Consider the following 23,946-nt stretch of genomic DNA (forward strand, 5'->3'; position numbering starts at 1 on the left):
ACTTCCATTTACCTTATTTTTTTTTAGATCTACTATTTTTTGTAAACTAAATCTTTCCTTTTGTCACAAGTGTAATAATTGGTGCTACTACTATGCAACAGTTGAAAACAAATGTAGAAAGTGTAAATGTAAAATTAAATAATGAAATTATTAACCAAATTAACGAAGTTCAAAAAACATATCCAAATCCATGTCCTTAATTAATAAAATTACAGTATTGTTACTTTGTCTTTTTATTCTCACTGAAGCCTCAGCTCAAGAAATTAAAAAGGTAGGTAAATTTAAAGACTGGGAAACAATAGTAGTTACTGATGGAGCAAAAAAACTATGTTTTGCACAATCGAAACCAGTTTTACAATCACCAAAAAAAAATCCAAGAGAGGCAAGACTATTTATTAGTTTCAGACCAGCTGATAAAATTAAAGATGAAGTAAGTATTACATCTGGTTATCAATATAACACTCAAAATTCAATTACAGCTAAATCTGGAAAAAATAAAATTAAGTTTGATGTTAAAAAAGAAAACTTTGCTTGGATAGGCGACACAGGTTTAGAACGAAAGATGGTTAATGTAATGAAAAAAGGATCAAGAATTATGATTACGGGATATAATCAATCTGGATCTCAAACAATTGATCACTATTCTTTAATGGGTTTCACAAAGGCTTATAATACTGCAAAAAAAAGTTGCGCTTAATATCTTAAATGAAAAAAAACAAAAAAATTGTTTTAGCCTACTCAGGCGGACTTGATACATCTATTATTTTAAAATGGTTACAGGAAAATTACGATAGTGAAGTAATTGCCTACACTGCAGACATTGGTCAAGAAATAGACCGAAAGAAAATTATTAAAAATGCAAAAAATCTTGGTGTTAAAAAAATAATAATTAACAATTTAAAAAATACGTTTGTAAAAGAATATGTCTTCCCAATGATCAGAGGTCATGCAATTTACGAGGGGGTTTACCTTCTTGGGACATCAATTGCGAGACCATTAATTGCAAAAGATCAAATTAAAGTCGCAAAAAAATTTAAAGCTTTCGCTGTTTCACATGGGTCAACTGGAAAAGGAAATGATCAGGTTAGATTTGAACTTGGATATCATTATTTTGGTCCAAAAATAAAGGTTATTGCTCCTTGGAGAATTTGGAAATTAAAATCAAGAACAGATTTAATTAATTATGCAAAAAAACATAACATTCCAATTCCAAAAGATAAAAAAGGTGCACCACCTTTTTCAGTAGATGACAATTTATTTCATACATCTACTGAAGGTAAAGTTTTAGAAAATCCAAAAAATTCAGCACCTGAATTTATTTTTCAAAGAACAACTTCACCTGAAAAGGCACCTAATAAACCCACTTATGTTTCTATTGGTTTCAAAAACAGTGATCCAGTTAGTATTAATGGAAAAAAGTTAACACCAGAAAAACTTTTAGAAAAATTAAATCAAATCGGTGGAAAAAATGGAGTTGGAAGAGTTGATTTAGTTGAAAATAGATTTATCGGAATTAAATCAAGAGGTGTTTATGAAACGCCAGGCGGGACATTACTTTTAATCGCTCATAGAGCAATGGAGTCTGTGACACTAGATAAAGATACTATGCATAAAAAAGATTCTATAATGCCAAGATATGCAGAATTAATTTATAACGGTTATTGGTTCTCAAAGGAAAGATTTAGTTTACAAAAAATAGTAGATCTAAAAAAAAATAAGGTAAATGGAAGTGTTAAGTTAAAACTTTACAAAGGTAATGTTATAATTCAATCGAGAATGACAAAAAGCAGTGCTTACTCAATGAAAAAAGTTTCTTTTGAAGAAAATAAAACTTTTAACAAATCCAATGTTGAAAGATTTATAAATTTCCATAAAAAAAAATTAAATTAAAAATATGAATTTCGAAGCATCCAGAGCGAAAGCTATTGATAAATTAAATAATTTTTTAGAAAAAAATCTTTCGGATTATTCAAGGTTGAGAAACTTCGATTTTGGGCCTGATAAAAGAGATAACGTATCGTGCTTATCGCCCTATGTTACTCATGGGGTCCTTAATGAAATTGAAATTATTAAAAAATCGCTAGCGAAGTTTTCCTTTTCAAAAAATGAAAAGTTTATACAGGAGGTTCTTTGGAGAACTTATTGGAAAGGTTGGCTTGAGTTAAGACCAAACGTCTGGACCGATTATTTGGTAAGCTTAAACAGTATAAGAGAAAAATTTAAAGATAATAAAGAATACTTAAATGCGATAGAGGGAAATACTAACATCGAATGCTTTAATGAATGGGTAAAAGAATTAATAGAAAATAATTATCTTCATAATCACACGAGAATGTGGTTTGCAAGTATCTGGATATTCACATTGGATTTACCTTGGCAGCTAGGCGCAGAATTTTTTATGCAACATCTTTATGATGGTGATGCTGCATCAAATACACTTGGATGGAGATGGGTTGCTGGAGTACAAACACAAGGAAAACATTATCTAGCTAGTGAATGGAATATCAAAAAATTTACCAATAATAGATTTAACAATATTAAATTGATTGAAAACGCGCCACCAAAAGTTTCTGAAAAGACATACTCAATTGTAAAACAAAATTTTGCTAATCCTCAAGATATCGACTCTGAAAATTTATTAATTTTTGAAAATAACCTATCTTTTGAAATCACTGACTTTAAAGATTTTAAATTTAAAAAGATTTATTTGGTATCAAACAAAAATGAAAACAGATCCATCAAATTAAGTGATAAAGTAATTAAATTTAAATCTCTTTTAATTAAAGACCAAGAACAAAGAATAAAGAATCAATCAATTGAGTGTGAGATTATAGATATAAGTGAGGTCAAAAAAATAGGTGAAAATATTATTGGTTTATATCCAACAGTTGGTGAAAACTTAGATTATTTAAATTTAAATAACATTAAACTTAACTTCTTGTTCAGAAAGCTTGATCAGTATTCCTGGCAGTATTGCAATAAAGGTTTTTTTAATTTTAAAAATCATATTCCAAAAATTATTACAATGTTCACTTAGAAGAACATCTTTTTGAACAGTATTTGACTTTATCCCAATTCAATCTCCATTTTTTTCTCCATTTAAATGGCCTTTGACAAACTGGACAAATTTTAGTTGGAAGGTTTTGTTTCTTCATTAAGTTGATGTTTGTTTTTCAAAAAAAGAAAGTAGGCAACAAATTCATAAAGATAATGAAAAATTATAAATAAAGGTTTGAAACTAAATATTTTAGCTAAAAATTTATATTTTGGAATTTTTGACCAAATTATTACAAATGCTTTCGCCCCACCTATAACTTCTCCATTTTCGATGACATGCAATCTTCTTAGAAGCTCTGCTTGAGATTTTGAAGTCAAATTAATTGCTTCCTGATTATTGGTTATATCGACCCACTCTAAATTTTCATCAGAATTTTTTTTATAATGATCAATTTCCATTTTACAAATGTTACAGGAGTTATTGAAAAAAACTTTAATTGGCATTTGTATTTTCTTTAATAAATTTATCCGCTGCAGCCAGAATCATTTTTTTTCTAGATGAATTCATTTTATCATAAATTCTAACCATCATCGATAGTCTTGGATTTTGTAAAAAAAATTTTCTATTTTTATTAATAAATCTCCAATAAAGACCATCCATAATATTACACCAATCACCCTTTTTAAAATCCATCATTTTTAAAAAATAACTTGAACCACAAATATATGGTTTGGTTGCAAATATTCCTCCGTCACTAAATAGCCCCATGCCATAAACATTTGGTAACATTACCCATTCAGATGAATCAACAAACATTTCCATAAACCATTTATAAACAAAGATTGGTTTGATCTCACATAGATTCATTATATTAGATAAAATCATTAGTCTTTCTATATGGTGAGACCAGCCATGATCTTTAGCGTTTTTAATTGCATAATCTAGAGGGGGTAAACCGGTGTTTCCTTCATACCACGAAGGTTTCATTTTTCGGTTATGTTTAAAGAAATTTCCAGTTTCTAATTTATTATGGAAATTTTGGTAAATTCCTCTCATAAATTCACGCCAACCAATTACCTGTCTAATGTAACCCTCCAAAGAATTAATTCTTATTTTTTTCTTTTTGTGGCTTGTTAAAATTCTATCTAATATAATTTCAGGTGTAATTATTCCTAAGTTTAAATAAGGACTTAGTGCACTATGAAATAATATATTATTACTCTGATCAACAGCATCCTCATAATCTCCAAATAAATTTGATTTTTCTTTGATAAAAAAATCTAAAAGTCTCATTACATCTTTAAGTTCAGTTGCAAACCAGAAATTTTTTGTTGAACCAGGATGTTTTGAAAAATTTTTTTCTATAATTGATTTCAAATTTTTTGTATGAGAAGTTTCATTTATTTTTGGGAAGACTGGAATTTTGGTTCCTTTAGGAAGTTTTTTCCTATTGTCTTCATCAAAACTCCATTTTCCTCCTACTGGATCTTCACCATTCATTAAAATATTCATTTTTTTTCTTGTCTCTTTATAAAACACTGCCATGAAAGGTTTTTTTGATTTAGATAAATATTTTTTAAAATCATCTCTAGAATTTAAAAACATTGGGGTTTTGATTATATTTAATTTTATTTTATTTTTTTTAATAAAATCTAAAATTTTCTTTTCAAATGGTTTATCTTCTATCTCAAAAAAAGAAATTTCTTTAATTTTGTTTTTTTTAACAACCTTTTGTATTTTTGTTAAATAGTCACTTTTAAAATCTGCGTTATCAATTTTTGAATAAATTAGTTTAAATCTATTTTTCTTTAAATTTTCTGCATATGATCGCATTGAAGATAAAAATAGTAATATTTTTAATTTATGATGTTTTTCATAGGTGCATAAGCCATAATCCTCTGCCATAAAAAAAAGATGGTCATTTTTGAAGCGGCTTAAGTATTTTAATGGAAATAATTGGTTTCCAAGTGTAATAAACAATTTCATAATTTATTTATAAATACTATTATAAGATATGTCAGGAAAATATTTAATATTTGGTGCGACAGGTTCTATCGGCTCAAATTTGTCAAAAATGATGGCTGAAAATAATGAAGATGTTCAGCTTATTGGAAGAGATGAAGAAAATCTAAAAAATATTTCTTCTGAGATAGGTTGCAAATATACTGTTGTGGATGTTCTTGACTCTGCAAAAATTGAAAGTTTAAAAAATGAATTTGCAAGTGAAGAAATAAAAGGGATTGCATATTGTGTGGGTTCAATAGACTTAAAACCTATTAGAATGGTAAAAAAAGAGGACTTTCAAAAATGTTTCGATTTAAACTTTTACCCAATTGTTGAAACAATTAAAAATTTTCAAGAAAGTTTAAAAAAAAATAAAGGCTCTGTTGTAATTTTTTCAACAGTTGCAGTCAGAAGAGGATTTACTAATCATAGCATTATCGCATCTGTAAAAGGAGCTTTGGAGGGATTGACTGTATCTTTAGCAGCTGAATTTGCTCCAAACATAAGAGTTAATTGTATTGCACCAAGTCTAACTAAATCAAAAATTGCTGAACCGATGCTGAAGAATAAACTAATCGCTGAAGGTATAGCAAAAGCACACCCCATGAAAAGAATTGGTGAAGGTAAAGACGCTGCGGCGATGGCAAAATTTTTGCTAACCGATGAAAGTTCGTGGATAACTGGTCAAATTATAGGTGTGGATGGTGGAAGATCAAAATTAACATGATCTAAATTATTAAAATACCATTTTTAATAAAATAATATATTCTTGAAGTATTGTGAACAAATATTCAGCAGATGAGCTTTTTAAAATTGCCTATAATCATCTTCAAAAAAAAGAATTTGAAAAATCTACTAAGTTGTTCGAGAAACTTTTAAATGATTATCCTAATAATTTATCCATACTCCGTAACTTAAGTCACTCTTATGCTTTTTCTGGAGCTTTTAAAAAAGCCGAAGAATGCATTAAAAAAATTATAAAAATTAAACCTGATGAACCATTTGCTTATCAATTTCTAGCTAGTGTTTTAAAGAGCCAAGATAAGATTGAGGAAATGATAAAGATAGTGAATGAGGGATTAAAAAAAAACTTAATTAATGAAAAATGGGAAGTACAAAAAAAAATACTTTCTCCGTTAATTGCAAGTGACAAAAAAGAGATAGATGATTATAGACAAAAAATTAATAAAGGTTTAGATGAAGTTATTAGCTCAGATATAAAATTAGACTATGATAATGATCAAATAATTTCACCTCCATTATTTGAGCTTACTTACACCGATAAAGATAATTTAGAAATAAACAAAAAAATGGTGAAAGCTCTAAAAAAAATTTATCAACCGCTCAATCGTAAAATTGCAATAAATCAGAAATTAAATGATAAAATTAAAATTGGCTTTGTTTCTGAATTTTTTACTGATCATACAATAGGCAAATTGTTTAAAGATTTAATTTTCAGCCTAGATTTGAAATTTTTTGATGTTGTTATTTATCATTCTTACAAAACAAAAAAGGGCGAAATATTTGAAGAATTTTTAAACAAAAATAGTAAAGGTTTTAAAAATGAAATATTGCCTAATAAATTAATTGATAAAATTAAAATTCTAGAAAAAGAAAATTTTGACATTCTTTTTTATCCAGATATTGGCATGTCAATTGAATTTTATTTTTTATCTTTAGTTAGATTGGCGAAATATCAAATTATGTCTTGGGGCCATCCAGAAACAACTGGATCTGAATCTATCGATTATTTCTTATGTTCTAAAAATCTAATCTTGGAAAACTCTAAAAAATTTTACTCTGAAAATTTTTTAATAATAGATAAGCTTCCAATGATTTATAATAAACCGATTATTAGAAATAAATTGGATGATAAGGATATATCAAAAAAAAATATTTATTCTTGTCCCCAGACCTTATTTAAATTTCATCCAGACTTTGATGACTATTTATTTGATATTTTAAAAAAAGATAAAAAAGGAATTTTATATTTATTAAAAGACACTCACAAGGTTTACTACCAAAAGTTATTAGAAAGGTTTAAAAAAAATAAAAATTTCGACTCTAATAGAGTTGTTTTTCTAGATCCGTTAAATTTAAATCAGTTTATCAATCATTTGGGAACTTCTTCTGTGTTACTTGATCCAATTTATTTTGGCTCTGGAAATTCTTTCCATGAGTCAATGTTTTATGGGACGCAAACAGTGACATATCCAACCAAATATATTAAATCAAGAATCGTAAGCGCTGCATATATTCAAATGGAGGTTAAAAATCCACCAATAGTTAAAGATAAAAATGATTATGTTAATAAAGCAATTGAAATAGCTAATGACGAAAATATTTTAGACAGAAAAAAATATTATCAACAAGCAGCAAATAAAAAACTTTTTAATACTGAAGATGTTGGTGAAAAGTTTAATTCTATTTTAAAGGAATTATTTTAAACTTCTTTTAAAGCATTCAATTGTGTTTTTTAATAAGCAAGCAATCGTCATTGGTCCTACACCTCCTGGTACTGGGGTCAATGCTTTAGCTACCTTAGATACCTCTTCAAATGCAACATCCCCTACGATGCCTTTATCTGTCTTATTAATTCCTACATCAATTACTATTGCGTCTTTTTTGATCCAGTCCGCTTTAACTAGCTCTGGAATTCCTACAGCAGCAATAACAATATCACCTTTCAAACACTCGTTTTTTAAATCTTTAGTTTTTGAATGAGTAATAGTTACTGTGCAATTTTCTTTTAAAAGAAGCTGGGCCATCGGTTTACCATTTAAGTTAGATCTTCCAATCACAATTGCCTTTTTGCCACTTAAATTTGGTTCAGTCCTTTTTATAAGTAAATAACATCCTAATGGTGTACAAGGAACTGAGCTTTCATATCCAGATGATAAATTTCCTACATTGTAAGGATGAAAACCGTCAACGTCTTTATCAGGATTAATTCTTTCAATTATTTTTTGTTTATCAATATGATCTGGAAGGGGAAGTTGAACAAGTATGCCCGAAACTGTCTCGTCTTTATTGAGTTCATCAATTTTGTTTAATACTGAAATCTCCTGAATATCCTCGGGGTACTTTATAATCTCTGATTTAAGACCAATTTCCTTTGCGGATTTTTCTTTGTTTCTTACATAAATTTGACTTGGAGTTAAATCTCCAATTAAAATTACTGTCAAGCCTGGAACTTTTTTAAATTTTTTCTTAATTTCGTCAACTTCAACTTTAAGTTCGTTCCTCAGTTCAGCAGCAATTTTTTTTCCGTCAATTAAATTCATGATATTCTATATTATTGGTCTTATGTAATACTCCATACACATTTGCATGATCCATATCAACATAAGCAATATAACAGGCGAGATGTCAAATGCGCCAAGATTTGGCAAAAAGGCTCTTATTCTATTAAGAAACGGTTCAGTCATCCTATAAGTAAAGTCTAAAACAGAGTAAACAAATCTATTTCCAGTATTAATTATATTAAAAGCTACTAACCAACTTAAAATGACGTTTGCAATTACTATGTATGAGTAATACTTGAGTATTGTCATAGCAACTATATAAATTATTATCATTTTTTTTCTACGTAAATTGATTGACTAGGAAACGCAAACGATGCTTTATTTTTTTCAACAATTTCTTTAATACCAATTGCTAATCTTTCCTTAACTTTAAGCCACTCATTCCAGCTATCTGTTTGTGTAAAACATCTAACATACATATCTATAGAGCTATCCGAAAATTTATCTACTCTTACAGCCAAGCCTACCTTTGTGTCAAAATCTTTATTTTCAATGATAAAATTTTCAATTTGGTCCCGTATATTTTTTAATTGTTCTATAGTAGTGTCGTACTGAAGTGTAATTGTCCAGCTAATAAGCCAATTTGTAGTTTGGCTTATATTTATTACAGCGTTTTCAGCAAATTGAAAATTAGGTATTATAGCTAATGATTTATCAAACTTTCTGATAGTAGTTGATCTAAATCCAATTTTTTCAACAATACCTTCTATTGTGCCTTCAACTAAAATCCAGTCACCCATTTTAAATCTTTTTTCAACAAGTACTAAAATCCCTGAAATTAAGTTTTTAAATAAGTCTTGTGCGCCTAATGCTACTGCAACACCAAACAAGCCAAGTCCTGCTATAATTGGACCGATCTTAATTCCCCATAATTCTAATACAGCGGCAGCTCCAAGTATAAAAATAAGTATTTTTAAAGACTTAATTATCCAACCAATTAATTCACGTGTTAAAATTCTGTCTAGTCCACTTAAGATATAGGAAATTGGTTCTATTATTTGATGAATAATCCAGAACAATAGTATGGTAATTAATGTTCTATTAACATTATCAACGAATGAACTAGTCTCATCACTGAATGTCATATAATAACTTGCAAAAAAGAAACCCAACACTATTGGTAAAAATCTTGCTGGACCAACTAAAGATTTCACGAATGTATCATCTAATTTATTAGTTGTTTTTTTAGATATAATTTCCAATTTTTTTAAAATTAGTTTGCTAATAAGGCCTCTAAAAATTAGAAATATTAAAAATATTCCTAAACCAATCAGAATTTGACCAATATTAATTCCGAGAATTCCCTGGTCCCAAACCGAAAGAAATAGATCTTTAAAATTTATAAAAACTTCCATATCTAAATTTTATATAATAAAAATTCTTCTTCACCAGGATTAAATAAGAAGATTTTCTTCCATTTTATCTCATTTAACACAGATGATGTTTTTTCACCTATACACATAAGATTAGTTTTCATCCAATAATCATGTAGTTTATATTTTTTGATCAAATTTAAAAAACTCTCTGCACTATTTTGAGAATAAATATAAATAATATCAGGAATTTTTTTTTTAAGCTCATTTAAAAAATCAGGATTTAGTTCTTTAGTGTGTGAGACGCTATAATTAATTAACCTTTGAACATTTAATCCTTCTTTAATTAGGTCTTTGTCCAGATCATATGAGACTAATTCACCACTTATATACAAAATCTTCTCAGTCTTTTTTTCCAAATTTTGCAAAATTAATTCTTTCAAACTTCTTACATTTCCACCTGCCGAAAATGTATTATGAAAACCTTTTTGTTTTGCAGTTTTTTCTGTTGCATCACCTACACAAAAACATAAAATTTTTTTATCAAGGTGTTTAATATCTAAATTTCTAATTGCATTTGAGCTTGTAAAAACAACGTTATTATACTCTGAGCCATTAAGTTTAGGATGGCTTATTTTATCTATTTTAATTAAAGGAAGATGAGATACTGTGAAACCCTTGTCTTTGAATTTTTTTATGAGTTCTATTGAGTCTTCCAAAGGTCTAGTTAACAAAACATGCATTTATTTTTCCATTTCAAACTGTTTTTTTAAATCATCGCCGGCTTTTTTGGCAATTTCTAAAGATTCTTCTATTTTACATTCATCTTTATAAGTAAATTTTTTGTCACCATCACTAGAAAATAATTCAGCCACAATGTTTACATTTTTACCTCTTACATTAGCATATATACCTGCAGCAGTGTTGCAGTCTCCCTCCAAAGCAGTTAAAATTTTTCTTTCAATTTTAGCTTCAATTGAAGTTTCAAAATGGTTAATTTTTGAAAGAATTCTATTTACTCTATCATCTTCTTCTCTGGACTGAAGAACGATAGTCCCTTGACCAGCAGGAGGAACTATTCTTTTACATTCAAATATTTCTGATATTCTATTTTCTAATGATAAAGCAACTAAGCCAGCCTTTGCTAAAATAATTGCATCGTATTGATCTTCATCTAATTTTTTAATTCTGGTGTCTATATTTCCCCTTATTAATTTAAATTTTAAGTCTGGTCTTAAACGTTTTAATTGAAATTCTCTCCTTAATGAAGAAGTACCAACAACTGAGTTTTTTTTAATTCTATCAAGAGTTAAATTTTCTTTATTGACCAAAACTTCTTGGGGATCGTTTCTCTTAAGAAAACATTCAGTTCTTAGGCCCTTAGTTTCATTGGATGGAACATCTTTTAAAGAATGAACAGCTATATCAATATTTTTGTCTATAAGTTCTTTTTCAATGTTTTTTATAAATTCTCCTTTTCCTCCAATTTCACTAGTCCTTCTATCTAAAACTAAATCACCTTTTGTGGTTATTTTTATAATTTCAACCTCAACACCTGATTGTTTAATTTCGTCTTTTGCAATTTCAGCATATTTTAGTGCTAAAGAGCTTCCCCGAGTTCCAATTTTTAATTTTTTTATCATTTTAAATATTTTTTATTTTTAAAATTAATTATACTAATTAAATATTGAAAAAGAAAAAAACTATAATACTTGGTATTGAAACTAGCTGTGATGAAACGGCAGTGTCTGTTTTAGAGCATGAAAACAATAAAAGACCCAAAATATTGTCTAATATTGTGTCAAGCCAATTCGATATTCATGAGAAATTTGGTGGTGTAGTACCTGAATTAGCTGCCCGATCACATTTGGAAAAAATAGATTTGATTACAAATGAGGCTCTTAAAAAGAGTAAAATTAACATTAATAAAATTGATGCAATAGCTGCTACCGCTGGGCCAGGTTTGATAGTTTGTTTGTCTGTTGGATTAAATTTTGCCAAGGCTTTATCAGTCTCTCTTAGAAAACCTCTAATTGCTGTTAATCATCTTGAGGGACATGCTCTAAGTCCTAAACTTAATTCTGAATTAAAATTCCCATATTTGCTTTTTTTGATTTCAGGTGGTCACACTCAATTTTTATCAGTCGATGGACTTGGAAAATATAAAAGGCTAGGAACGACTATTGATGATGCATTGGGTGAAGCTTATGACAAAGTCTCAAAAATTATGAACTTTACTTATCCTGGTGGTCCAATTATTGAACAACTTTCAAAGAAGGGAAACAAAGATCGATTTAAATTACCAAAACCAATTTTTTATAAAGGTGGATCTAATATGTCTTTTGCAGGTTTAAAAACAGCAGTTTTAAGATTAAAAAATTCGTTAAAAACGAATAAAGACAAATGTGATCTAGCTGCAAGTTTTCAAAAAACTATCATAGAAATCTTAATTAAAAAAACAAAGAATGCTATTGATGAACATATTGAAAATTATCCTAGTAATAGAAGCTTGGTTGTTGCTGGTGGTGTTGCATCTAATAAAGAAATTAGAAAAAATTTAAAAAAACTATGTAATCAGGAAAATTTCGAAATTTTTTTTCCAAATATAGAAATTTGTACTGACAATGCGGCAATGATTGCCCTTGTTGGTTTAGAAAAATATAAAAAAAAAAAATTTGATAGTTTAGATTTCGAAGTTAAACCTAGATGGCCTTTGGATAGAAAAGCAAAATTTTTGAAGGGTGCGGGTGTAAAATTATAATTGCAAATTTAAATAGATGAATGGAAAAAAATACAGTATCCAGGAAGCATTAAGGTTAGCCTCAAATTATTTACATAAAAGCGAACTAAAAATTGCTAAAGATATTTATAAAAGTATTCTTAGTTCAGATTCATCAAATATTATTGCTTTGTATAATCTCGGACTAATACATTTTAGATTAGCTGATTATCAAAGCTCTATTAACTATTATAAAAAAGTAATTAGTCTTAATCCTGAAAGGATTGAGGAAGTTTATTTAGGTCTCAGTATTGTTTATAAAAATTTAGATGATACCGAAAATGAAGTCTTTAATCTTCAGAAAGCAACACAAAAAAATCCTAATTATTTTGTTGCCTTTAATAATCTTGGAAATTTAAATCGACGATTAAAAAATTATAAAGATGCAATTTTTAATTATCAAGAAGCTATAAAAATAAAAAAAGATTATGCTTTGGCTCATAATAATCTAGGAATTGTTTGGCAAATACTTGGAGATAAGATGAAATCAATAGATAGTTATAAAAAAGCGGTAAGTTATGAACCCTCAAACTTAGAATATGAATACAATCTTAGCAATCTTGATGATAAAAATTTGAATTCTAATTTAAATCACAAAGTTTCAAACATCATAAAAGAAAACCAGACTGATTTCAGGAATTTAGCATTTGGAAATTTTTTATTATCTAAATTTGAAAACAAAAAAAAAAATTACAAAGATGAATTCAAATATTTGATGGAAGGACATCAATTTTATTTTGATTCTAACAAAGAACAATTTTCTAAAGATCTAAATTTTTATTTTAATGACTTTCCAAAAATAAATGAAAAAATCAAATCAAACTTTAATAAAGAAAAATTAGGTTTAGATTGTAAAATAAGACCAATCTTTATCATCGGCTTGCCAAGGTGTGGCTCTACACTTGTTGAGAAAGTAATTGCATCAGGTTTAAAGACAATACCCGTTGGAGAAGAAACTGGAATAATAAGCTGTGAGATAAGAAACTATATTCATAAAGCAGAAACTATTCAAATTGATATAAACTCACTAAAAAATAAAATTATTAAAAAATATAAAACCTTAAAGCTAATTCAAAAAAAAAATAACTTAATATTTACTGACAAAAGTTTAGAAAATTTTTTATATGTTGATTTTTTAAAAATTATTTTTCCAAATGCAAAAATAATAAATTGTTTAAGAAACCCGCTTTCATCTTTAGTTTCTACTTTAAAAAATAATCTTCCTTTTTTGGCTTGGTCTCATAACTTAGATAATATATTCAAGTACTATGATTTTTATTATGAAACTATAAATAGAACAAAAGACTGTAATTCAGATTTAATATATAATTTAAACTATGAAGAATTCACTAAAAACCCCTTGATGGAGTCAAAAAAATTATTCAAATACTGTGAATTAGACTGGGATCCAAAATGCCTAGAATTTTATAAAAGAGACGATTTGACTTCTCAAACTATGAGTAATCTTCAAATAAGGAAAGCAATCGATAATAATACGAATTCGAAATATTTGATTTATAAAAAGTTTTTTTCTGAGTTTCAAAAAAAATATAGTTGGTTTTGTTAGTTATGAAAAAAAAATAAAAAAATGAAATACTGGTTATTAAAGTCAGAGCCTTACGTATGGTCTTTAAATCAACAAAAAAAAGCAGGTGAGAAGGGATCAATTTGGGATGGTGTTAGAAATTATCAAGCAAGAAATAATTTAAAAAAAATGCGAGTTGGTGATCTTTGTTTTTTTTATCATTCAAATATTGGAAAGGAAATCGTTGGTATTGTAGAGGTAATAAAAGAGGCTTTTTTGGATCCAGCCGATAAAAAAAAGATGTTTGTAGCTGTAAAAGTGAGGTTTAAAGAAAAACTTAAAAATCCTGTAAAATTAGAGGATATCAAAAAAAATAGCTCTTTAAAGGATATTCCCTTGATTAAACAAAGTCGATTATCAGTTATGCCCATTGACTCTAAAAGCTGGAAAATATTATATAATATGAGTAATATTTAGTTATGGCAAAAAGATCTAAAAAAAAAAGAAAAGTTAAAAAAAGAAAATCTTTGAAAAAAAGTAAGAAAAAAAATCTTCAAAATTCAAAAAAAAGAAAAACCTCTAAATCAAAAAAGAAGAGGAAAAATAAATTATCTTTAAGTCCAAAAAAAGAAAATATAGAAAAAATTTACAAAACAAAATCTGAGTGGATAAAAAAAGCTTTGGTATCAAAGACCGAGTACGAAAAAAAATATAACAACTCACTTAAAGAAAACGACTCTTTTTGGAGAAAAGAGGGAAAAAGAATTAGCTGGATAAAACCATACTCAAAAGTAAAGGATGTTAAGTATAGTAAATCTGATGTTCATATAAAGTGGTATTATGATGGTACTTTAAATGCCTCTAGTAATTGTATCGATAGACATCTCAAAAACAACAAAGATAAAACAGCAATTATCTGGGTTGGAGATGATCCAAAAGTTCAAAAGAAAATCACATATAAACAACTTCACACAGAAGTTTGTAAAGCTGCAAATGCTTTAAAAAATTTAGGGGTTAAGAAAGGTGATAGAGTTACAATTTACCTCACTATGATACCCGAACTGGCATACACCATGCTAGCATGCGCAAGAATAGGTGCGATACATTCGATAATTTTTGGTGGATTTTCTCCCGATAGTATTTCTGGGCGTATTAATGATTGTAATTCCGATTTTGTAATTACAGCAGATGAGGGTCTGCGGGGTGGGAAAACAATTAATTTAAAATCTATCACTGATGAAGCTTTATTAAGTTGTCCGAATGTAAAAAAATGTATTGTTGTAAAAAGAACAGGGAATAGAATTAATTGGAATGAGGACAGAGACGTCTGGTACCATGAAATAACAAAAAATGTACCGTCTTTATGTGAACCCGAAGAGATGAGCGCAGAAGATCCACTTTTCATTTTATACACATCTGGATCAACAGGTAAGCCAAAAGGGGTTTTGCATACGACGGGTGGTTATATGGTTTACGCATCTATGACACACCAATATATTTTTAATTATAAACCCAAAGATATTTATTGGTGTACAGCTGATATAGGTTGGGTTACAGGTCACAGCTATATTATTTATGGACCATTGTCCAACTGTGCAACAACACTTATGTTTGAAGGCATACCTACTTACCCCGATATTTCAAGATGGTGGCAAATTGTAGATAAATACAAAGTTAATATATTTTATACAGCCCCAACTGCAATTCGAGCGCTAATGAGAGAAGGAGATGCTCCTGTAAAAAAAACTTCTAGAAAAACTTTAAAACTTTTAGGAACTGTTGGTGAACCAATCAATCCTGAGGCTTGGGAGTGGTATTATAAAACGGTGGGAGACTCGAGATGTCCTATAGTTGATACCTGGTGGCAAACGGAAACAGGAGGCATTTTGATAAGTCCTCAAACTGGAGCAATAGATCTTAAACCGGGATCTGCGACTAAACCGTTTTATGGTATTAAACCTGTAATAGTTGATAAAGACGGGAAAGTACTCAAAGGAGAAGCACAAGGAAGATTGTGTATTGCTCAATCCTGGCCAGGTCAAATGAGAACAGTTTATGGAGATCACAATAGATTTATTGAAACATATTTTTCACAATTTGATGGAAAATATTTTACAGGTGATGGGTGTCGAAGAGACAAAGACGGTTACTATTGGATAACTGGGAGAGTTGATGATGTTATAATAGTGTCGGGTCATAATCTTGGAACTGCAGAAATAGAAAGTGCATTTGTTGCGCATCCAAAAGTAGCTGAAGCTGCTGTTGTTGGATATCCTCATGATATTAAAGGTAATGGTCTTTACTGTTATGTAACTCTTAATGCGGGTGAAAAACATGATGGTGATTTAGAAAGAGAGCTTAAAAACCATTTAGTAAGATCTCTTGGGCCAATTTATAGGCCAGAGATAATTCAGTTTGCCCCTAGTTTACCTAAAACTAGATCAGGGAAAATAATGAGAAGAATTTTAAGAAAAATTGCTGCTAATGAACATGACCAACTTGGGGATACAACAACTTTGGCAGATCCAAGCGTAGTAAAAAATCTCGTCGACGAAAGAAAAAATATTTAAAAATTAATTCTCTTTTCGAATTCTTCTTTAATATTATCCCACTTCAGTATCATAGAGTTTAAAACAATTTTTCTGTCCAAAGTTTTAAGCTCTTCAGCAATTGGCGCCCATTCATACAAAGCCAAAGCGCTCTTATTAAATGGCAAAGAGCTAAAATATTTTTTCCAATCAATTTCTTCTAATCTTTTGTCAAAAGTTGCTTTTCCTTTTGCAATAATATCATCTGGCATTCCATTCTTTAGTTCATCGTGCAAGATCTCTTCATAAATCATTTTGGATTTGGTTGTGTCTTCGTATTTAAAAAAATAGTTTAAATACGAAAAGCTGTAGAAAGTAAGATCTTGAAGGGCCACATAATAAATATTCCATTTTGCTTTGTTTATTGAAGATAAAAAAACTTCGTTATCAAAATGCAAAACGTATCTAGTTCCCATTCTTGTTTTTAAGTAATTGTAAAGAGTAACCTGGGTCACCCAAGCTGATTTTTGTTGAATAAATTTTTTCAGGTCGTCCAAATTCCTTAATTTGCTCTTAGGAAGCACTGCTTTGAACATTGCTCCTAAATAGACTTTGAAATCAGCAAGACTTATATCTTTTAGATTGAATTTATATTTTAGCATTATTTTCTACTACAAGTTGTCTAATTGTGTAAAAACACACTCAATTGTAACATTTTTAGGGGTTCCAATCTATGTCATTTTGGGTAATGTTTCGTCTTTTAACCTATAGGGAGGGAAAAAAAATGTCAAAACAACAACAACACTGGGAAAAAACTAGAATGTTGCTATTTATAACATTAGCAATCTGGTTTGTTTTCTCTATTGGCATCTTTTTCTTCGGCGCCGAGATGGAAGCGTCATCAATAAGACCACTTGGATATCCGTTGTCTTATTACATGACATGTCAAGGTTCTCTTGGAATTTTCGTAATACTAATTTTCTGGTTTGCGAATAGACAAGAAAAAATTGACGAAGAGTTCGGCTACACTGAAAGAGAGGATGACTAATGTTTAAAGGTAAATTTATAGACAATCTTCCTAAGATTTATGGAACATATACCGGCGGGTTTATTGTTTTCATAATCTTAATGGCGATTGCTGAACAAGCTGGAATGTCTGCGAAGTTAATTGGTATTTTCTTTGTTGCGTTCACAGTTTTAATTTATGCGTTAATTGGTTACCTATCACGTACAATGCAAACAGATGCATATTACGTAGCTGGAAGACAGGTTCCAACAGTATTCAACGGAATGGCAACTGCTGCAGACTGGATGTCTGGTGCTTCATTCGTTGCGATGGCTGGAGGAATTTACTTCAAAGGTTACGGCTATATGGCATTGCTTGTTGGTTGGACGGGTGGATACGTACTAGTTGCTTCGCTTTTAGCACCTTACTTGAGAAAGTTTGGTTGCTACACAGTTCCAGATTTTATCGGAACTAGATATGGCGGAAACATGGCTAGACTATCTGCGGTAATAGTCTTAACAGTTGCATCATTCACATACGTGACTGCACAGATAAACGCGACAGGAACAATTGCATCAGTTGCACTTGATATTCCTTTCGAGATTGCTGTGTACGTTGGTCTTGCAAGTATATTGATGTGTTCAATGCTTGGTGGAATGAGAGCAGTTACTTGGACGCAAGTTGCTCAGTACATCGTACTGATTATAGCATACTTGTTACCAGTTTTCTGGATCAGTAACAAAATGGGTGCAGGAGTATTTCCACACCTAATGTTAGCAGATGAAGTAGCAAGAATCGCTGAGTTAGAAGCTCAGTTCGGTCTTGGTGAAGTTAAAAACTCTGCAGCTGACCTAAAACAGGTACCAAAAGGACTATCTGGTATAACTAAAGCGCACGCAGAAGTTAACACAACACCTTGGAAATTTATTTCATTAGCGGTTTGTATGATGGCTGGAACAGCTTCATTACCACACGTTATGATGAGATATTTCACAACTCCAAGTGTGAAAGCTGCAAGAAGATCAGTAGGTTGGTCACTATTCTTTATATTCCTACTATACTCTTCAGCACCAATGTTAGCGACTTTGTCTAAACTATCACTAATGGATCCAAACTTAGCTACTGGAATTATTGGTAAATCAATCACTGAAGTTCAAGCGATTGACTGGTATCAAAACTGGAACCAAGCAAACTTAATGTTTGTAAGCGACTTTAACGGAAATGGAACGCTTGAATTAAACGAGTTTTTCATGGGTGGTAAAGCCGTTGTATTGGCTACTCCAGAGATAGCAGGATTACCATATGTAATTTCTGGTCTAGTTGCTGCTGGAGGTATGGCTGCTGCCATGTCAACAGCTGACGGATTAGTGTTAGCGATATCAAATGCTCTATCGCATGATATTTACTACAAGATGATTAACCCAAGAGCAGAGACAGCGAAAAGACTTATCGTTGCAAGGGTATTACTTGTATTAATTGGTTTTGCAGGAGCAACAATTGCAGCTCTTGAGATTCAAGGTATCTTAGGTTCAGTCATCTGGGCTTTTGACTTTGCGATGTCAGGATTGTTCTTCCCACTTGTGTTAGGAGTATGGTGGAAGAGAGCTAATGCTCAAGGAGCAGTCGCTGGAATGTTAGGTGGTTTAATCGCTGGTTCAGCATATCTAATTGCTGTAAGAAGTGGTTACCCTGGATTCTGGGGAGTTACTCAATTAACATTTGGTATTGTTGGATCTTTAGTAAGCTTAGTATTAATGGTGGTAGTCAGCTTGATGACTAAAGCACCTGATGCTGCTACTCAAAGAATGGTTGACGAAGTACGAATACCTAGCGGTAAAGCGATACTTGGTAAACAACACTAAATAATTACTTTCGAAGGGGCGAATTTCGCCCCTTCAATCTTTTTAAAATCATGTACGCAAATTTTCATCCAATGGTTTATTTAATCGATTACGTCATGGGCGTAATTATGTGGACATTAATTGGAAGAGTTGCGATGAATATATTTCAAAGGGAAGACTCAAATTTCTTCTTTATGAGGATATTTGTGAAGATGACTGATCCGTTTATAAGGATATTTGCGTTTATCACTCCATCCTTCATTATAAAACCTTTGGTGCCACTTTATGTTGCTTGGTTCTTCTATATGTTTAGATTTTACTTAATGCCTTACCTGTTGGGGTATTCTGTAATGGGAATGTTGTCATTTCCATTAGAAAGTGAAATTGCTATTCAGATATACCAAATTTTCGGTAAAAATTGATTCAAAAAAAAAACAAAAATTGATACTAGTATTCTAAGTATCAATGAAAAAAATTCAAATATCTCCATCAATTCTTTCAGCTGATTTCAGCAATTTGGAAAAAGATATTAAAAAACTTGAAACGGCAGGAGCTGACATGATTCATGTAGATGTGATGGATGGTCACTTTGTACCCAATATTACTATTGGTCCACCTGTTATTAAAGCGCTGAGAAATAAAACGTCACTTCCATTTGACGTTCATTTAATGATTAGTCCAGTTCATAAATATATAAAGGATTTTGCAAACGCAGGGGCAGATATTATTACAATTCATCCAGAGGCTACTCCTAATTTGCAAGAGTCCATCGATGAAATCAGAAGTTTTAAAAAAAAGGTTGGTATATCTTTAAACCCAGATACTAAAATTGATATTGTTGAAGATTATTTGGATAAGGTAGACTTAATACTTATCATGAGTGTTTACCCAGGTTTTGGTGGTCAAAAATTTATATCTGATGTTTTAGAAAAGATTAAAAGCTTAAAAGATTTAAAGGATAAAAGAAAATTAAATTTTGATATTGAAGTTGATGGTGGAATTAATTTTTCAAATTTCAAATCAGTAATTGATGCTGGGGCAAATGTCTTGGTATCAGGGACTACAATTTTTAAAGAAAACAATGGAGATATAAAAAAGAATATAGATTTTCTAAAATCGATTTGATTTATCATGATAGCTAAAGAAAAATTTTTTAATAATTCTCTTTCTTATCTTTATAAACAAATTAGAAAAGTATATCTCAACTCAAATATTTATAACCGGAAGATATCTAGAGTATTTGACGGAGGCTTGAATTATGTTCCAAATTTAAGTTTACTAAATTGTATTATTAAATCGAAAGAAAGAAATTTTAGGATTGAAGATTTTAGTCTTGAAGATGTTTGGAACAAAATTGATCTTAATGATAAAGATTTTAAAAAGATTCATAGTTTTTATTGGTTGTTTACAATTAACTTAAAATCATCAAAAAAAATTACTCAAAATATAATATCGAACTGGATTGGAAATTATGAAAGCTATTCACCTAAAAGTTGGGAAACAGATACCTTGGCAAAAAGAATTATTTCATGGATTGCTAATAGCCAGATTACTTATGAAAACGCGACAGAAAATTATAAAATTTTATTTTCTAGAAACATTAAAAAACAAGTAAATCATTTAATTAATGAGATTGATAACTCTTCAACTTTAAACGACAAAATGTTGGGATGTGCTGCGATAATTCTTGCCAGTTTATCTTTTAATGGCCAAACAAAATATCTAGACTTTGGACTAAATTTGTTAAAAAAAATTATTAATTCATCTTTTGAATTAGATGGATTTCCAAAATCTAGAAGTCCAAGACAACTACTTTTTTACATGAAGTATTTGATATTTATAAGGGAACTTCTTAGAGACTCACAGAATGAAATTCCTGAACATCTAAATGAAATTATCTATTACTTAGGAAAATGTTATGCATTTTTCTTTAAAGAAAATGAAAAGAAATTTTTGTTTAATGGCAACCAAGAAATAAGTAACCTAGATTTTCAAAATTTTCTTAAAATCCATGATTATAAATTTAAGAATAACCTAAATAATTTAGGCGGATACGCAATTCTCTCACATAAAAAAAATTGTTTAGCGATGGATGTTGGTTCATCCCCAGAAAAGAAAAATTCATCAGAATATCAATCTGGAGCGTTATCTTTTGAATTTTTTCATGAAAATGAAAAACTCATTACTAATTGTGGGTACTATCAAGATTTTAAACATAAATTAAATATTATTTCAAAATCAACAGCATCGCATTCAACTATTTCAATTGATGACAGTTCTTCATGTTCTTTTTCGAAAAATCCTAATGGTCAAAATTTTCTAAAAACTAACTTAAAAATATTTGATAAAAAAAATAGAGGACGATCAAGATAAATGGCATATCTCAGCAAAACATGATGGTTACCAAAAAAAATATGGCCTAAATATTCAGAGAGACCTTATCTTTTTCAAAAATAAAAATAAATTTATTGGAACTGATAAAATCATATCCAAAAGAGGTTTTCAAAATTTAGAATATGAAATTCGATTCCATCTTATGCCAGGTATAAATGCGATAAAAACACAAGATCAAAAATCTATATTAATACAACTGAAAAAATCGGGTTGGAAATTTACCTGTGATAAAGAAATTTTTGATATTGAAAAAGGTCTTTATTTTGGAAGAAAAAACTCTTTTTCTGAAAATTTAAATATATTTATAAATGGGTTTATCTCGAATGAAGAAGAAGAAATAAATTGGTCGATTGAAAAAATATGAATTTAAAAAAGATTAATCGAGCTCTAATTTCAGTTTCTGACAAATCTGAACTTTCAAAAATTTTAAAAGTTCTTAAAAGATTTAAAGTTGAAATATTAAGTTCTGGAGGTACTTATAAAAAAATTAATAGACTAGGTTATAAAAGTATTGAAATAAGTGATTTTACTAATTCTCCAGAAATATTAGATGGAAGAGTAAAAACCTTACATCCAAAGCTTTATGGAGGAATCTTATTCAAAAGGAACAATAAAAAACATCAAAAACAAATTAAAAAAATTGATATCAAAAAGATAGATTTAGTTATTGTAAATTTTTATCCTTTTGAAGATGCAGTAAAAACAGGAAATGATAAAAAAATAATCGAAAATATCGATATTGGGGGACCAACTTTGGTTAGAGCAGCAGCAAAAAATTATGAGGATGTAACAGTTATTACAGACACAAATCAGTATATTGCACTTCAAAATGAAATGAAAAAATATAGAGGTTCAACAAGTCTTGATTTTAGAAAAATATTATCAAGAGACGCTTTTCTTGAAACCGGGTATTACGATACAAAAATTACTGAATATTTGAACAAATCAAACAATTACTCGCTACCACCAAAAAAGAAATTGATTGGTGGAAATTTAGTTGAAAATTTAAGGTATGGAGAAAATCCTCATCAAGATGCAAGTGTCTATTCTTTAAACAAAGAAATTAATATAAAACAACTAAATGGAAAAAAATTAAGTTACAATAATTATAACGATATTTTTACAGGTATATCCTTATCAAAATCATTTACTAAAAATTATTCGACAGTAATTATCAAACATGCAAACCCTTGTGGAGTTGCATTAGATAAAAGAAAAATCAATAGCTATCTAAAAGCATATGAGTGTGACCCCACAAGTGCTTTTGGAGGTATTATTTCATGTAATTATAAAGTTGATAAAACTGTTGCAAAAGAAATTTCAAGTAAGTTTTATGAAGTAGTTGTTGCTAACGGTTTTGAAACTGGCGCTTTAAAAATATTAAAAAGGAAAAAAAATTTAAGATTGATTGACTCTAGTTCATTGAGAGAACTTAATTTTGAACAAAATACATCAATTATGAATAATTTTCTTTCGCAAACTTCTGACACTGGGATATTTAAAAAAGGCGACTTTAAAGTTGTCTCTAAAGTTAGACCTTCCAATGAGACTCTGAAAAATCTTTTGTTTACATTTAATGTATGTAGATTTGTAAAATCAAATGCAATTGTGATCTCACAAAGTAATGCAACTATTGGAATAGGATCAGGACAACCAAGTAGACTGGATAGCTGCAAGATTGCTGTTAGTAAAATGAAAAAATTAAGAAAAATTGATAGTAAAGAAAAAGTTGTAGCTGCATCTGACGCTTTTTTTCCTTTTGTAGATGGGATTGAAACTTTAGTACAAGCTGGTGTTGAGGCTATAATTCAACCAAGTGGATCTATTAGAGATAAAGAAATTATAAATTTTGCAAATAAAACAAATACTATTCTTGTCTTTTCCAAGACAAGACATTTTAAACATTAAGAAATTTTATCTATTTTAGCTGCAAGAATGAAGTCACTTTCGGCAAGACCATTTATAGCGTGAGTAAAAATTTTAATTTTTGCATATCCCCAACCAAACCAAATATCAGGATGATGACCTTCGCTTTCAGCAATGCCTCCAACTTTGTTTACAAATTCCTGGCTTTCAAGGAAATTTTTAAATTTAAATTCTTTAATTAAATAATAGTTTTTACTTTCATCAGGTTTAACGTCCCAACCGTCAACTTTTTTAAGATATTTATGTATCTCATCAATCTTAAAACTTGGAATTCCACCTTCGCACGGAATACATCTTTTTTCTGCTAAATCACTCATAATACTTTAA

26 protein-coding genes are annotated in these 23,946 nt (G+C 29.5%); 16 read left to right on the forward strand and 10 right to left on the reverse strand.

Features of this window, described 5'->3' with window-relative positions:
- Window positions 1-190 precede the first annotated feature (190 nt).
- Genes AMN84_RS04355 through AMN84_RS04365 form a run of 3 tightly spaced genes read left to right on the forward strand, consistent with a single transcriptional unit; the run spans window position 191 to window position 3,037 of the window.
- Window positions 191-697, forward strand: a complete 507-nt coding sequence (locus AMN84_RS04355) for an invasion associated locus B family protein (protein ID WP_075483738.1) — start codon at window positions 191-193, stop codon at window positions 695-697.
- Window positions 698-705: 8 nt separating this feature from the next.
- The gene (locus tag AMN84_RS04360) at window positions 706-1,890 is read left to right on the forward strand and encodes an argininosuccinate synthase (protein WP_075483739.1); all 1,185 of its coding nucleotides are present in this window, start codon (window positions 706-708) and stop codon (window positions 1,888-1,890) included.
- Between the two features lie 4 nt (window positions 1,891-1,894).
- Window positions 1,895-3,037 (forward strand): FAD-binding domain-containing protein, encoded by a 1,143-nt coding sequence (locus AMN84_RS04365; RefSeq protein WP_075483741.1) that lies wholly within the window; start codon window positions 1,895-1,897, stop codon window positions 3,035-3,037.
- Here AMN84_RS04365 and AMN84_RS05175 read toward each other — a convergent pair.
- The 3 genes from AMN84_RS05175 to AMN84_RS04380 are packed head-to-tail and all read right to left on the reverse strand — an operon-like array spanning window position 3,030 to window position 4,984.
- Window positions 3,030-3,155 (reverse strand): DUF2256 domain-containing protein, encoded by a 126-nt coding sequence (locus AMN84_RS05175; RefSeq protein WP_075483743.1) that lies wholly within the window; start codon window positions 3,153-3,155, stop codon window positions 3,030-3,032. The genes AMN84_RS04365 and AMN84_RS05175 overlap by 8 nt on opposite strands.
- Window positions 3,130-3,501 carry a thiol-disulfide oxidoreductase DCC family protein gene (locus tag AMN84_RS04375; RefSeq protein WP_075483745.1) on the reverse strand — a complete coding sequence of 124 codons (372 nt, stop codon included), beginning with the start codon at window positions 3,499-3,501 and terminating at the stop codon, window positions 3,130-3,132. Before AMN84_RS04375 ends, AMN84_RS05175 begins: the two co-directional genes overlap by 26 nt.
- A complete protein-coding gene (locus AMN84_RS04380) occupies window positions 3,491-4,984 on the reverse strand; it encodes a cryptochrome/photolyase family protein (protein WP_075483747.1) in 1,494 nt (497 codons plus the stop codon). Before AMN84_RS04380 ends, AMN84_RS04375 begins: the two co-directional genes overlap by 11 nt.
- A 28-nt stretch (window positions 4,985-5,012) precedes the next feature.
- On the opposite strand from AMN84_RS04380, the gene AMN84_RS04385 reads away from it, so the two are divergent.
- Both AMN84_RS04385 and AMN84_RS04390 read left to right on the forward strand, forming a co-directional pair.
- The gene (locus AMN84_RS04385) at window positions 5,013-5,729 is read left to right on the forward strand and encodes an SDR family NAD(P)-dependent oxidoreductase (RefSeq protein ID WP_075483749.1); all 717 of its coding nucleotides are present in this window, start codon (window positions 5,013-5,015) and stop codon (window positions 5,727-5,729) included.
- Window positions 5,730-5,781: 52 nt separating this feature from the next.
- Window positions 5,782-7,449, forward strand: coding sequence for an O-linked N-acetylglucosamine transferase family protein (locus AMN84_RS04390; RefSeq protein WP_075483751.1), 1,668 nt, complete (start codon window positions 5,782-5,784; stop codon window positions 7,447-7,449).
- Here AMN84_RS04390 and folD read toward each other — a convergent pair.
- From folD to hemC, 5 genes are read right to left on the reverse strand one after another with little or no spacing between them, the layout of a single operon-like run.
- The gene (gene folD, locus AMN84_RS04395; protein WP_075483753.1) at window positions 7,441-8,286 is read right to left on the reverse strand and encodes a bifunctional methylenetetrahydrofolate dehydrogenase/methenyltetrahydrofolate cyclohydrolase FolD; all 846 of its coding nucleotides are present in this window, start codon (window positions 8,284-8,286) and stop codon (window positions 7,441-7,443) included. The two genes, AMN84_RS04390 and folD, sit on opposite strands and share 9 nt — an antisense overlap.
- Before the next feature lie 6 nt (window positions 8,287-8,292).
- Window positions 8,293-8,580, reverse strand: a complete 288-nt coding sequence (locus AMN84_RS04400; protein WP_075483755.1) for a YggT family protein — start codon at window positions 8,578-8,580, stop codon at window positions 8,293-8,295.
- Entirely contained in the window at window positions 8,577-9,662 is a 1,086-nt protein-coding gene (locus AMN84_RS04405; RefSeq protein WP_075483757.1) for a mechanosensitive ion channel family protein, read from the reverse strand. Before AMN84_RS04405 ends, AMN84_RS04400 begins: the two co-directional genes overlap by 4 nt.
- A 2-nt stretch (window positions 9,663-9,664) precedes the next feature.
- Window positions 9,665-10,363 (reverse strand): uroporphyrinogen-III synthase, encoded by a 699-nt coding sequence (locus AMN84_RS04410; RefSeq protein WP_075483759.1) that lies wholly within the window; start codon window positions 10,361-10,363, stop codon window positions 9,665-9,667.
- Window positions 10,364-11,263 carry a hydroxymethylbilane synthase gene (hemC, locus tag AMN84_RS04415; RefSeq protein ID WP_075483761.1) on the reverse strand — a complete coding sequence of 300 codons (900 nt, stop codon included), beginning with the start codon at window positions 11,261-11,263 and terminating at the stop codon, window positions 10,364-10,366.
- A 44-nt stretch (window positions 11,264-11,307) separates the two neighbouring features.
- Between hemC and tsaD the strand changes: the two genes are divergently transcribed.
- Genes tsaD through acs form a run of 4 tightly spaced genes read left to right on the forward strand, consistent with a single transcriptional unit; the run spans window position 11,308 to window position 16,494 of the window.
- Window positions 11,308-12,381 carry a tRNA (adenosine(37)-N6)-threonylcarbamoyltransferase complex transferase subunit TsaD gene (gene tsaD, locus AMN84_RS04420; protein ID WP_075483763.1) on the forward strand — a complete coding sequence of 358 codons (1,074 nt, stop codon included), beginning with the start codon at window positions 11,308-11,310 and terminating at the stop codon, window positions 12,379-12,381.
- Window positions 12,382-12,397: 16 nt separating this feature from the next.
- Entirely contained in the window at window positions 12,398-13,966 is a 1,569-nt protein-coding gene (locus AMN84_RS04425) for a tetratricopeptide repeat-containing sulfotransferase family protein (RefSeq protein ID WP_075483765.1), read from the forward strand.
- Between the two features lie 21 nt (window positions 13,967-13,987).
- Window positions 13,988-14,401, forward strand: a complete 414-nt coding sequence (locus AMN84_RS04430) for an EVE domain-containing protein (protein WP_075483767.1) — start codon at window positions 13,988-13,990, stop codon at window positions 14,399-14,401.
- Between the two features lie 2 nt (window positions 14,402-14,403).
- Entirely contained in the window at window positions 14,404-16,494 is a 2,091-nt protein-coding gene (acs, locus tag AMN84_RS04435; protein ID WP_082254980.1) for an acetate--CoA ligase, read from the forward strand.
- On the opposite strand, the gene AMN84_RS04440 is transcribed toward acs, so the two are convergent.
- Window positions 16,491-17,114 carry an esterase gene (locus tag AMN84_RS04440; protein ID WP_075483769.1) on the reverse strand — a complete coding sequence of 208 codons (624 nt, stop codon included), beginning with the start codon at window positions 17,112-17,114 and terminating at the stop codon, window positions 16,491-16,493. The genes acs and AMN84_RS04440 overlap by 4 nt on opposite strands.
- A 122-nt stretch (window positions 17,115-17,236) precedes the next feature.
- On the opposite strand from AMN84_RS04440, the gene AMN84_RS04445 reads away from it, so the two are divergent.
- Genes AMN84_RS04445 through purH form a run of 7 tightly spaced genes read left to right on the forward strand, consistent with a single transcriptional unit; the run spans window position 17,237 to window position 23,601 of the window.
- Window positions 17,237-17,500: a DUF4212 domain-containing protein gene (locus AMN84_RS04445; RefSeq protein WP_075483884.1), complete on the forward strand. Its 264-nt coding sequence runs from the start codon at window positions 17,237-17,239 to the stop codon at window positions 17,498-17,500.
- Window positions 17,500-19,320 (forward strand): sodium:solute symporter family protein, encoded by a 1,821-nt coding sequence (locus AMN84_RS04450; protein ID WP_075483771.1) that lies wholly within the window; start codon window positions 17,500-17,502, stop codon window positions 19,318-19,320. The genes AMN84_RS04445 and AMN84_RS04450 overlap by 1 nt, the downstream gene beginning before the upstream one ends.
- 50 nt (window positions 19,321-19,370) lie before the next feature.
- Window positions 19,371-19,721, forward strand: coding sequence for a hypothetical protein (locus tag AMN84_RS04455; RefSeq protein ID WP_075483773.1), 351 nt, complete (start codon window positions 19,371-19,373; stop codon window positions 19,719-19,721).
- 43 nt (window positions 19,722-19,764) lie between these two features.
- On the forward strand, window positions 19,765-20,424 hold the full coding sequence (gene rpe / locus AMN84_RS04460; protein WP_075483785.1) for a ribulose-phosphate 3-epimerase: 660 nt from the start codon (window positions 19,765-19,767) through the stop codon (window positions 20,422-20,424).
- Window positions 20,425-20,430: 6 nt separating this feature from the next.
- Complete coding sequence (locus AMN84_RS04465) at window positions 20,431-21,672, forward strand: heparinase II/III domain-containing protein (protein WP_256998160.1); 1,242 nt, start codon at window positions 20,431-20,433, stop codon at window positions 21,670-21,672.
- Window positions 21,641-22,057, forward strand: coding sequence for a heparinase II/III-family protein (locus AMN84_RS05145; protein WP_256998161.1), 417 nt, complete (start codon window positions 21,641-21,643; stop codon window positions 22,055-22,057). Before AMN84_RS04465 ends, AMN84_RS05145 begins: the two co-directional genes overlap by 32 nt.
- Window positions 22,054-23,601 (forward strand): bifunctional phosphoribosylaminoimidazolecarboxamide formyltransferase/IMP cyclohydrolase, encoded by a 1,548-nt coding sequence (purH, locus tag AMN84_RS04470; protein ID WP_075483787.1) that lies wholly within the window; start codon window positions 22,054-22,056, stop codon window positions 23,599-23,601. The genes AMN84_RS05145 and purH overlap by 4 nt, the downstream gene beginning before the upstream one ends.
- Here purH and AMN84_RS04475 read toward each other — a convergent pair.
- A complete protein-coding gene (locus AMN84_RS04475) occupies window positions 23,598-23,936 on the reverse strand; it encodes a 4a-hydroxytetrahydrobiopterin dehydratase (RefSeq protein ID WP_075483789.1) in 339 nt (112 codons plus the stop codon). The genes purH and AMN84_RS04475 overlap by 4 nt on opposite strands.
- Window positions 23,937-23,946 lie beyond the last annotated feature (10 nt).

This window comes from Candidatus Pelagibacter communis (assembly GCF_001180105.1).
GTDB lineage: Bacteria > Pseudomonadota > Alphaproteobacteria > Pelagibacterales > Pelagibacteraceae > Pelagibacter > Pelagibacter ubique_K.

Coding starts and splice junctions, on each gene's coding strand:
- AMN84_RS04355 (WP_075483738.1), top strand. CDS start 191: ATGTCCTTAATTAATAAAATTACAGTATTGTTACTTTGTCTTTTTATT.
- AMN84_RS04360 (WP_075483739.1), top strand. CDS start 706: ATGAAAAAAAACAAAAAAATTGTTTTAGCCTACTCAGGCGGACTTGAT.
- AMN84_RS04365 (WP_075483741.1), top strand. CDS start 1,895: ATGAATTTCGAAGCATCCAGAGCGAAAGCTATTGATAAATTAAATAAT.
- AMN84_RS05175 (WP_075483743.1), bottom strand. CDS start 3,155: ATGAAGAAACAAAACCTTCCAACTAAAATTTGTCCAGTTTGTCAAAGG.
- AMN84_RS04375 (WP_075483745.1), bottom strand. CDS start 3,501: ATGCCAATTAAAGTTTTTTTCAATAACTCCTGTAACATTTGTAAAATG.
- AMN84_RS04380 (WP_075483747.1), bottom strand. CDS start 4,984: ATGAAATTGTTTATTACACTTGGAAACCAATTATTTCCATTAAAATAC.
- AMN84_RS04385 (WP_075483749.1), top strand. CDS start 5,013: ATGTCAGGAAAATATTTAATATTTGGTGCGACAGGTTCTATCGGCTCA.
- folD (WP_075483753.1), bottom strand. CDS start 8,286: ATGAATTTAATTGACGGAAAAAAAATTGCTGCTGAACTGAGGAACGAA.
- AMN84_RS04400 (WP_075483755.1), bottom strand. CDS start 8,580: ATGATAATAATTTATATAGTTGCTATGACAATACTCAAGTATTACTCA.
- AMN84_RS04405 (WP_075483757.1), bottom strand. CDS start 9,662: ATGGAAGTTTTTATAAATTTTAAAGATCTATTTCTTTCGGTTTGGGAC.
- AMN84_RS04410 (WP_075483759.1), bottom strand. CDS start 10,363: ATGCATGTTTTGTTAACTAGACCTTTGGAAGACTCAATAGAACTCATA.
- hemC (WP_075483761.1), bottom strand. CDS start 11,263: ATGATAAAAAAATTAAAAATTGGAACTCGGGGAAGCTCTTTAGCACTA.
- AMN84_RS04425 (WP_075483765.1), top strand. CDS start 12,398: ATGAATGGAAAAAAATACAGTATCCAGGAAGCATTAAGGTTAGCCTCA.
- AMN84_RS04430 (WP_075483767.1), top strand. CDS start 13,988: ATGAAATACTGGTTATTAAAGTCAGAGCCTTACGTATGGTCTTTAAAT.
- acs (WP_082254980.1), top strand. CDS start 14,404: ATGGCAAAAAGATCTAAAAAAAAAAGAAAAGTTAAAAAAAGAAAATCT.
- AMN84_RS04440 (WP_075483769.1), bottom strand. CDS start 17,114: ATGCTAAAATATAAATTCAATCTAAAAGATATAAGTCTTGCTGATTTC.
- AMN84_RS04445 (WP_075483884.1), top strand. CDS start 17,237: ATGTCAAAACAACAACAACACTGGGAAAAAACTAGAATGTTGCTATTT.
- AMN84_RS04450 (WP_075483771.1), top strand. CDS start 17,500: ATGTTTAAAGGTAAATTTATAGACAATCTTCCTAAGATTTATGGAACA.
- AMN84_RS04455 (WP_075483773.1), top strand. CDS start 19,371: ATGTACGCAAATTTTCATCCAATGGTTTATTTAATCGATTACGTCATG.
- rpe (WP_075483785.1), top strand. CDS start 19,765: ATGAAAAAAATTCAAATATCTCCATCAATTCTTTCAGCTGATTTCAGC.
- AMN84_RS04465 (WP_256998160.1), top strand. CDS start 20,431: ATGATAGCTAAAGAAAAATTTTTTAATAATTCTCTTTCTTATCTTTAT.
- purH (WP_075483787.1), top strand. CDS start 22,054: ATGAATTTAAAAAAGATTAATCGAGCTCTAATTTCAGTTTCTGACAAA.
- AMN84_RS04475 (WP_075483789.1), bottom strand. CDS start 23,936: ATGAGTGATTTAGCAGAAAAAAGATGTATTCCGTGCGAAGGTGGAATT.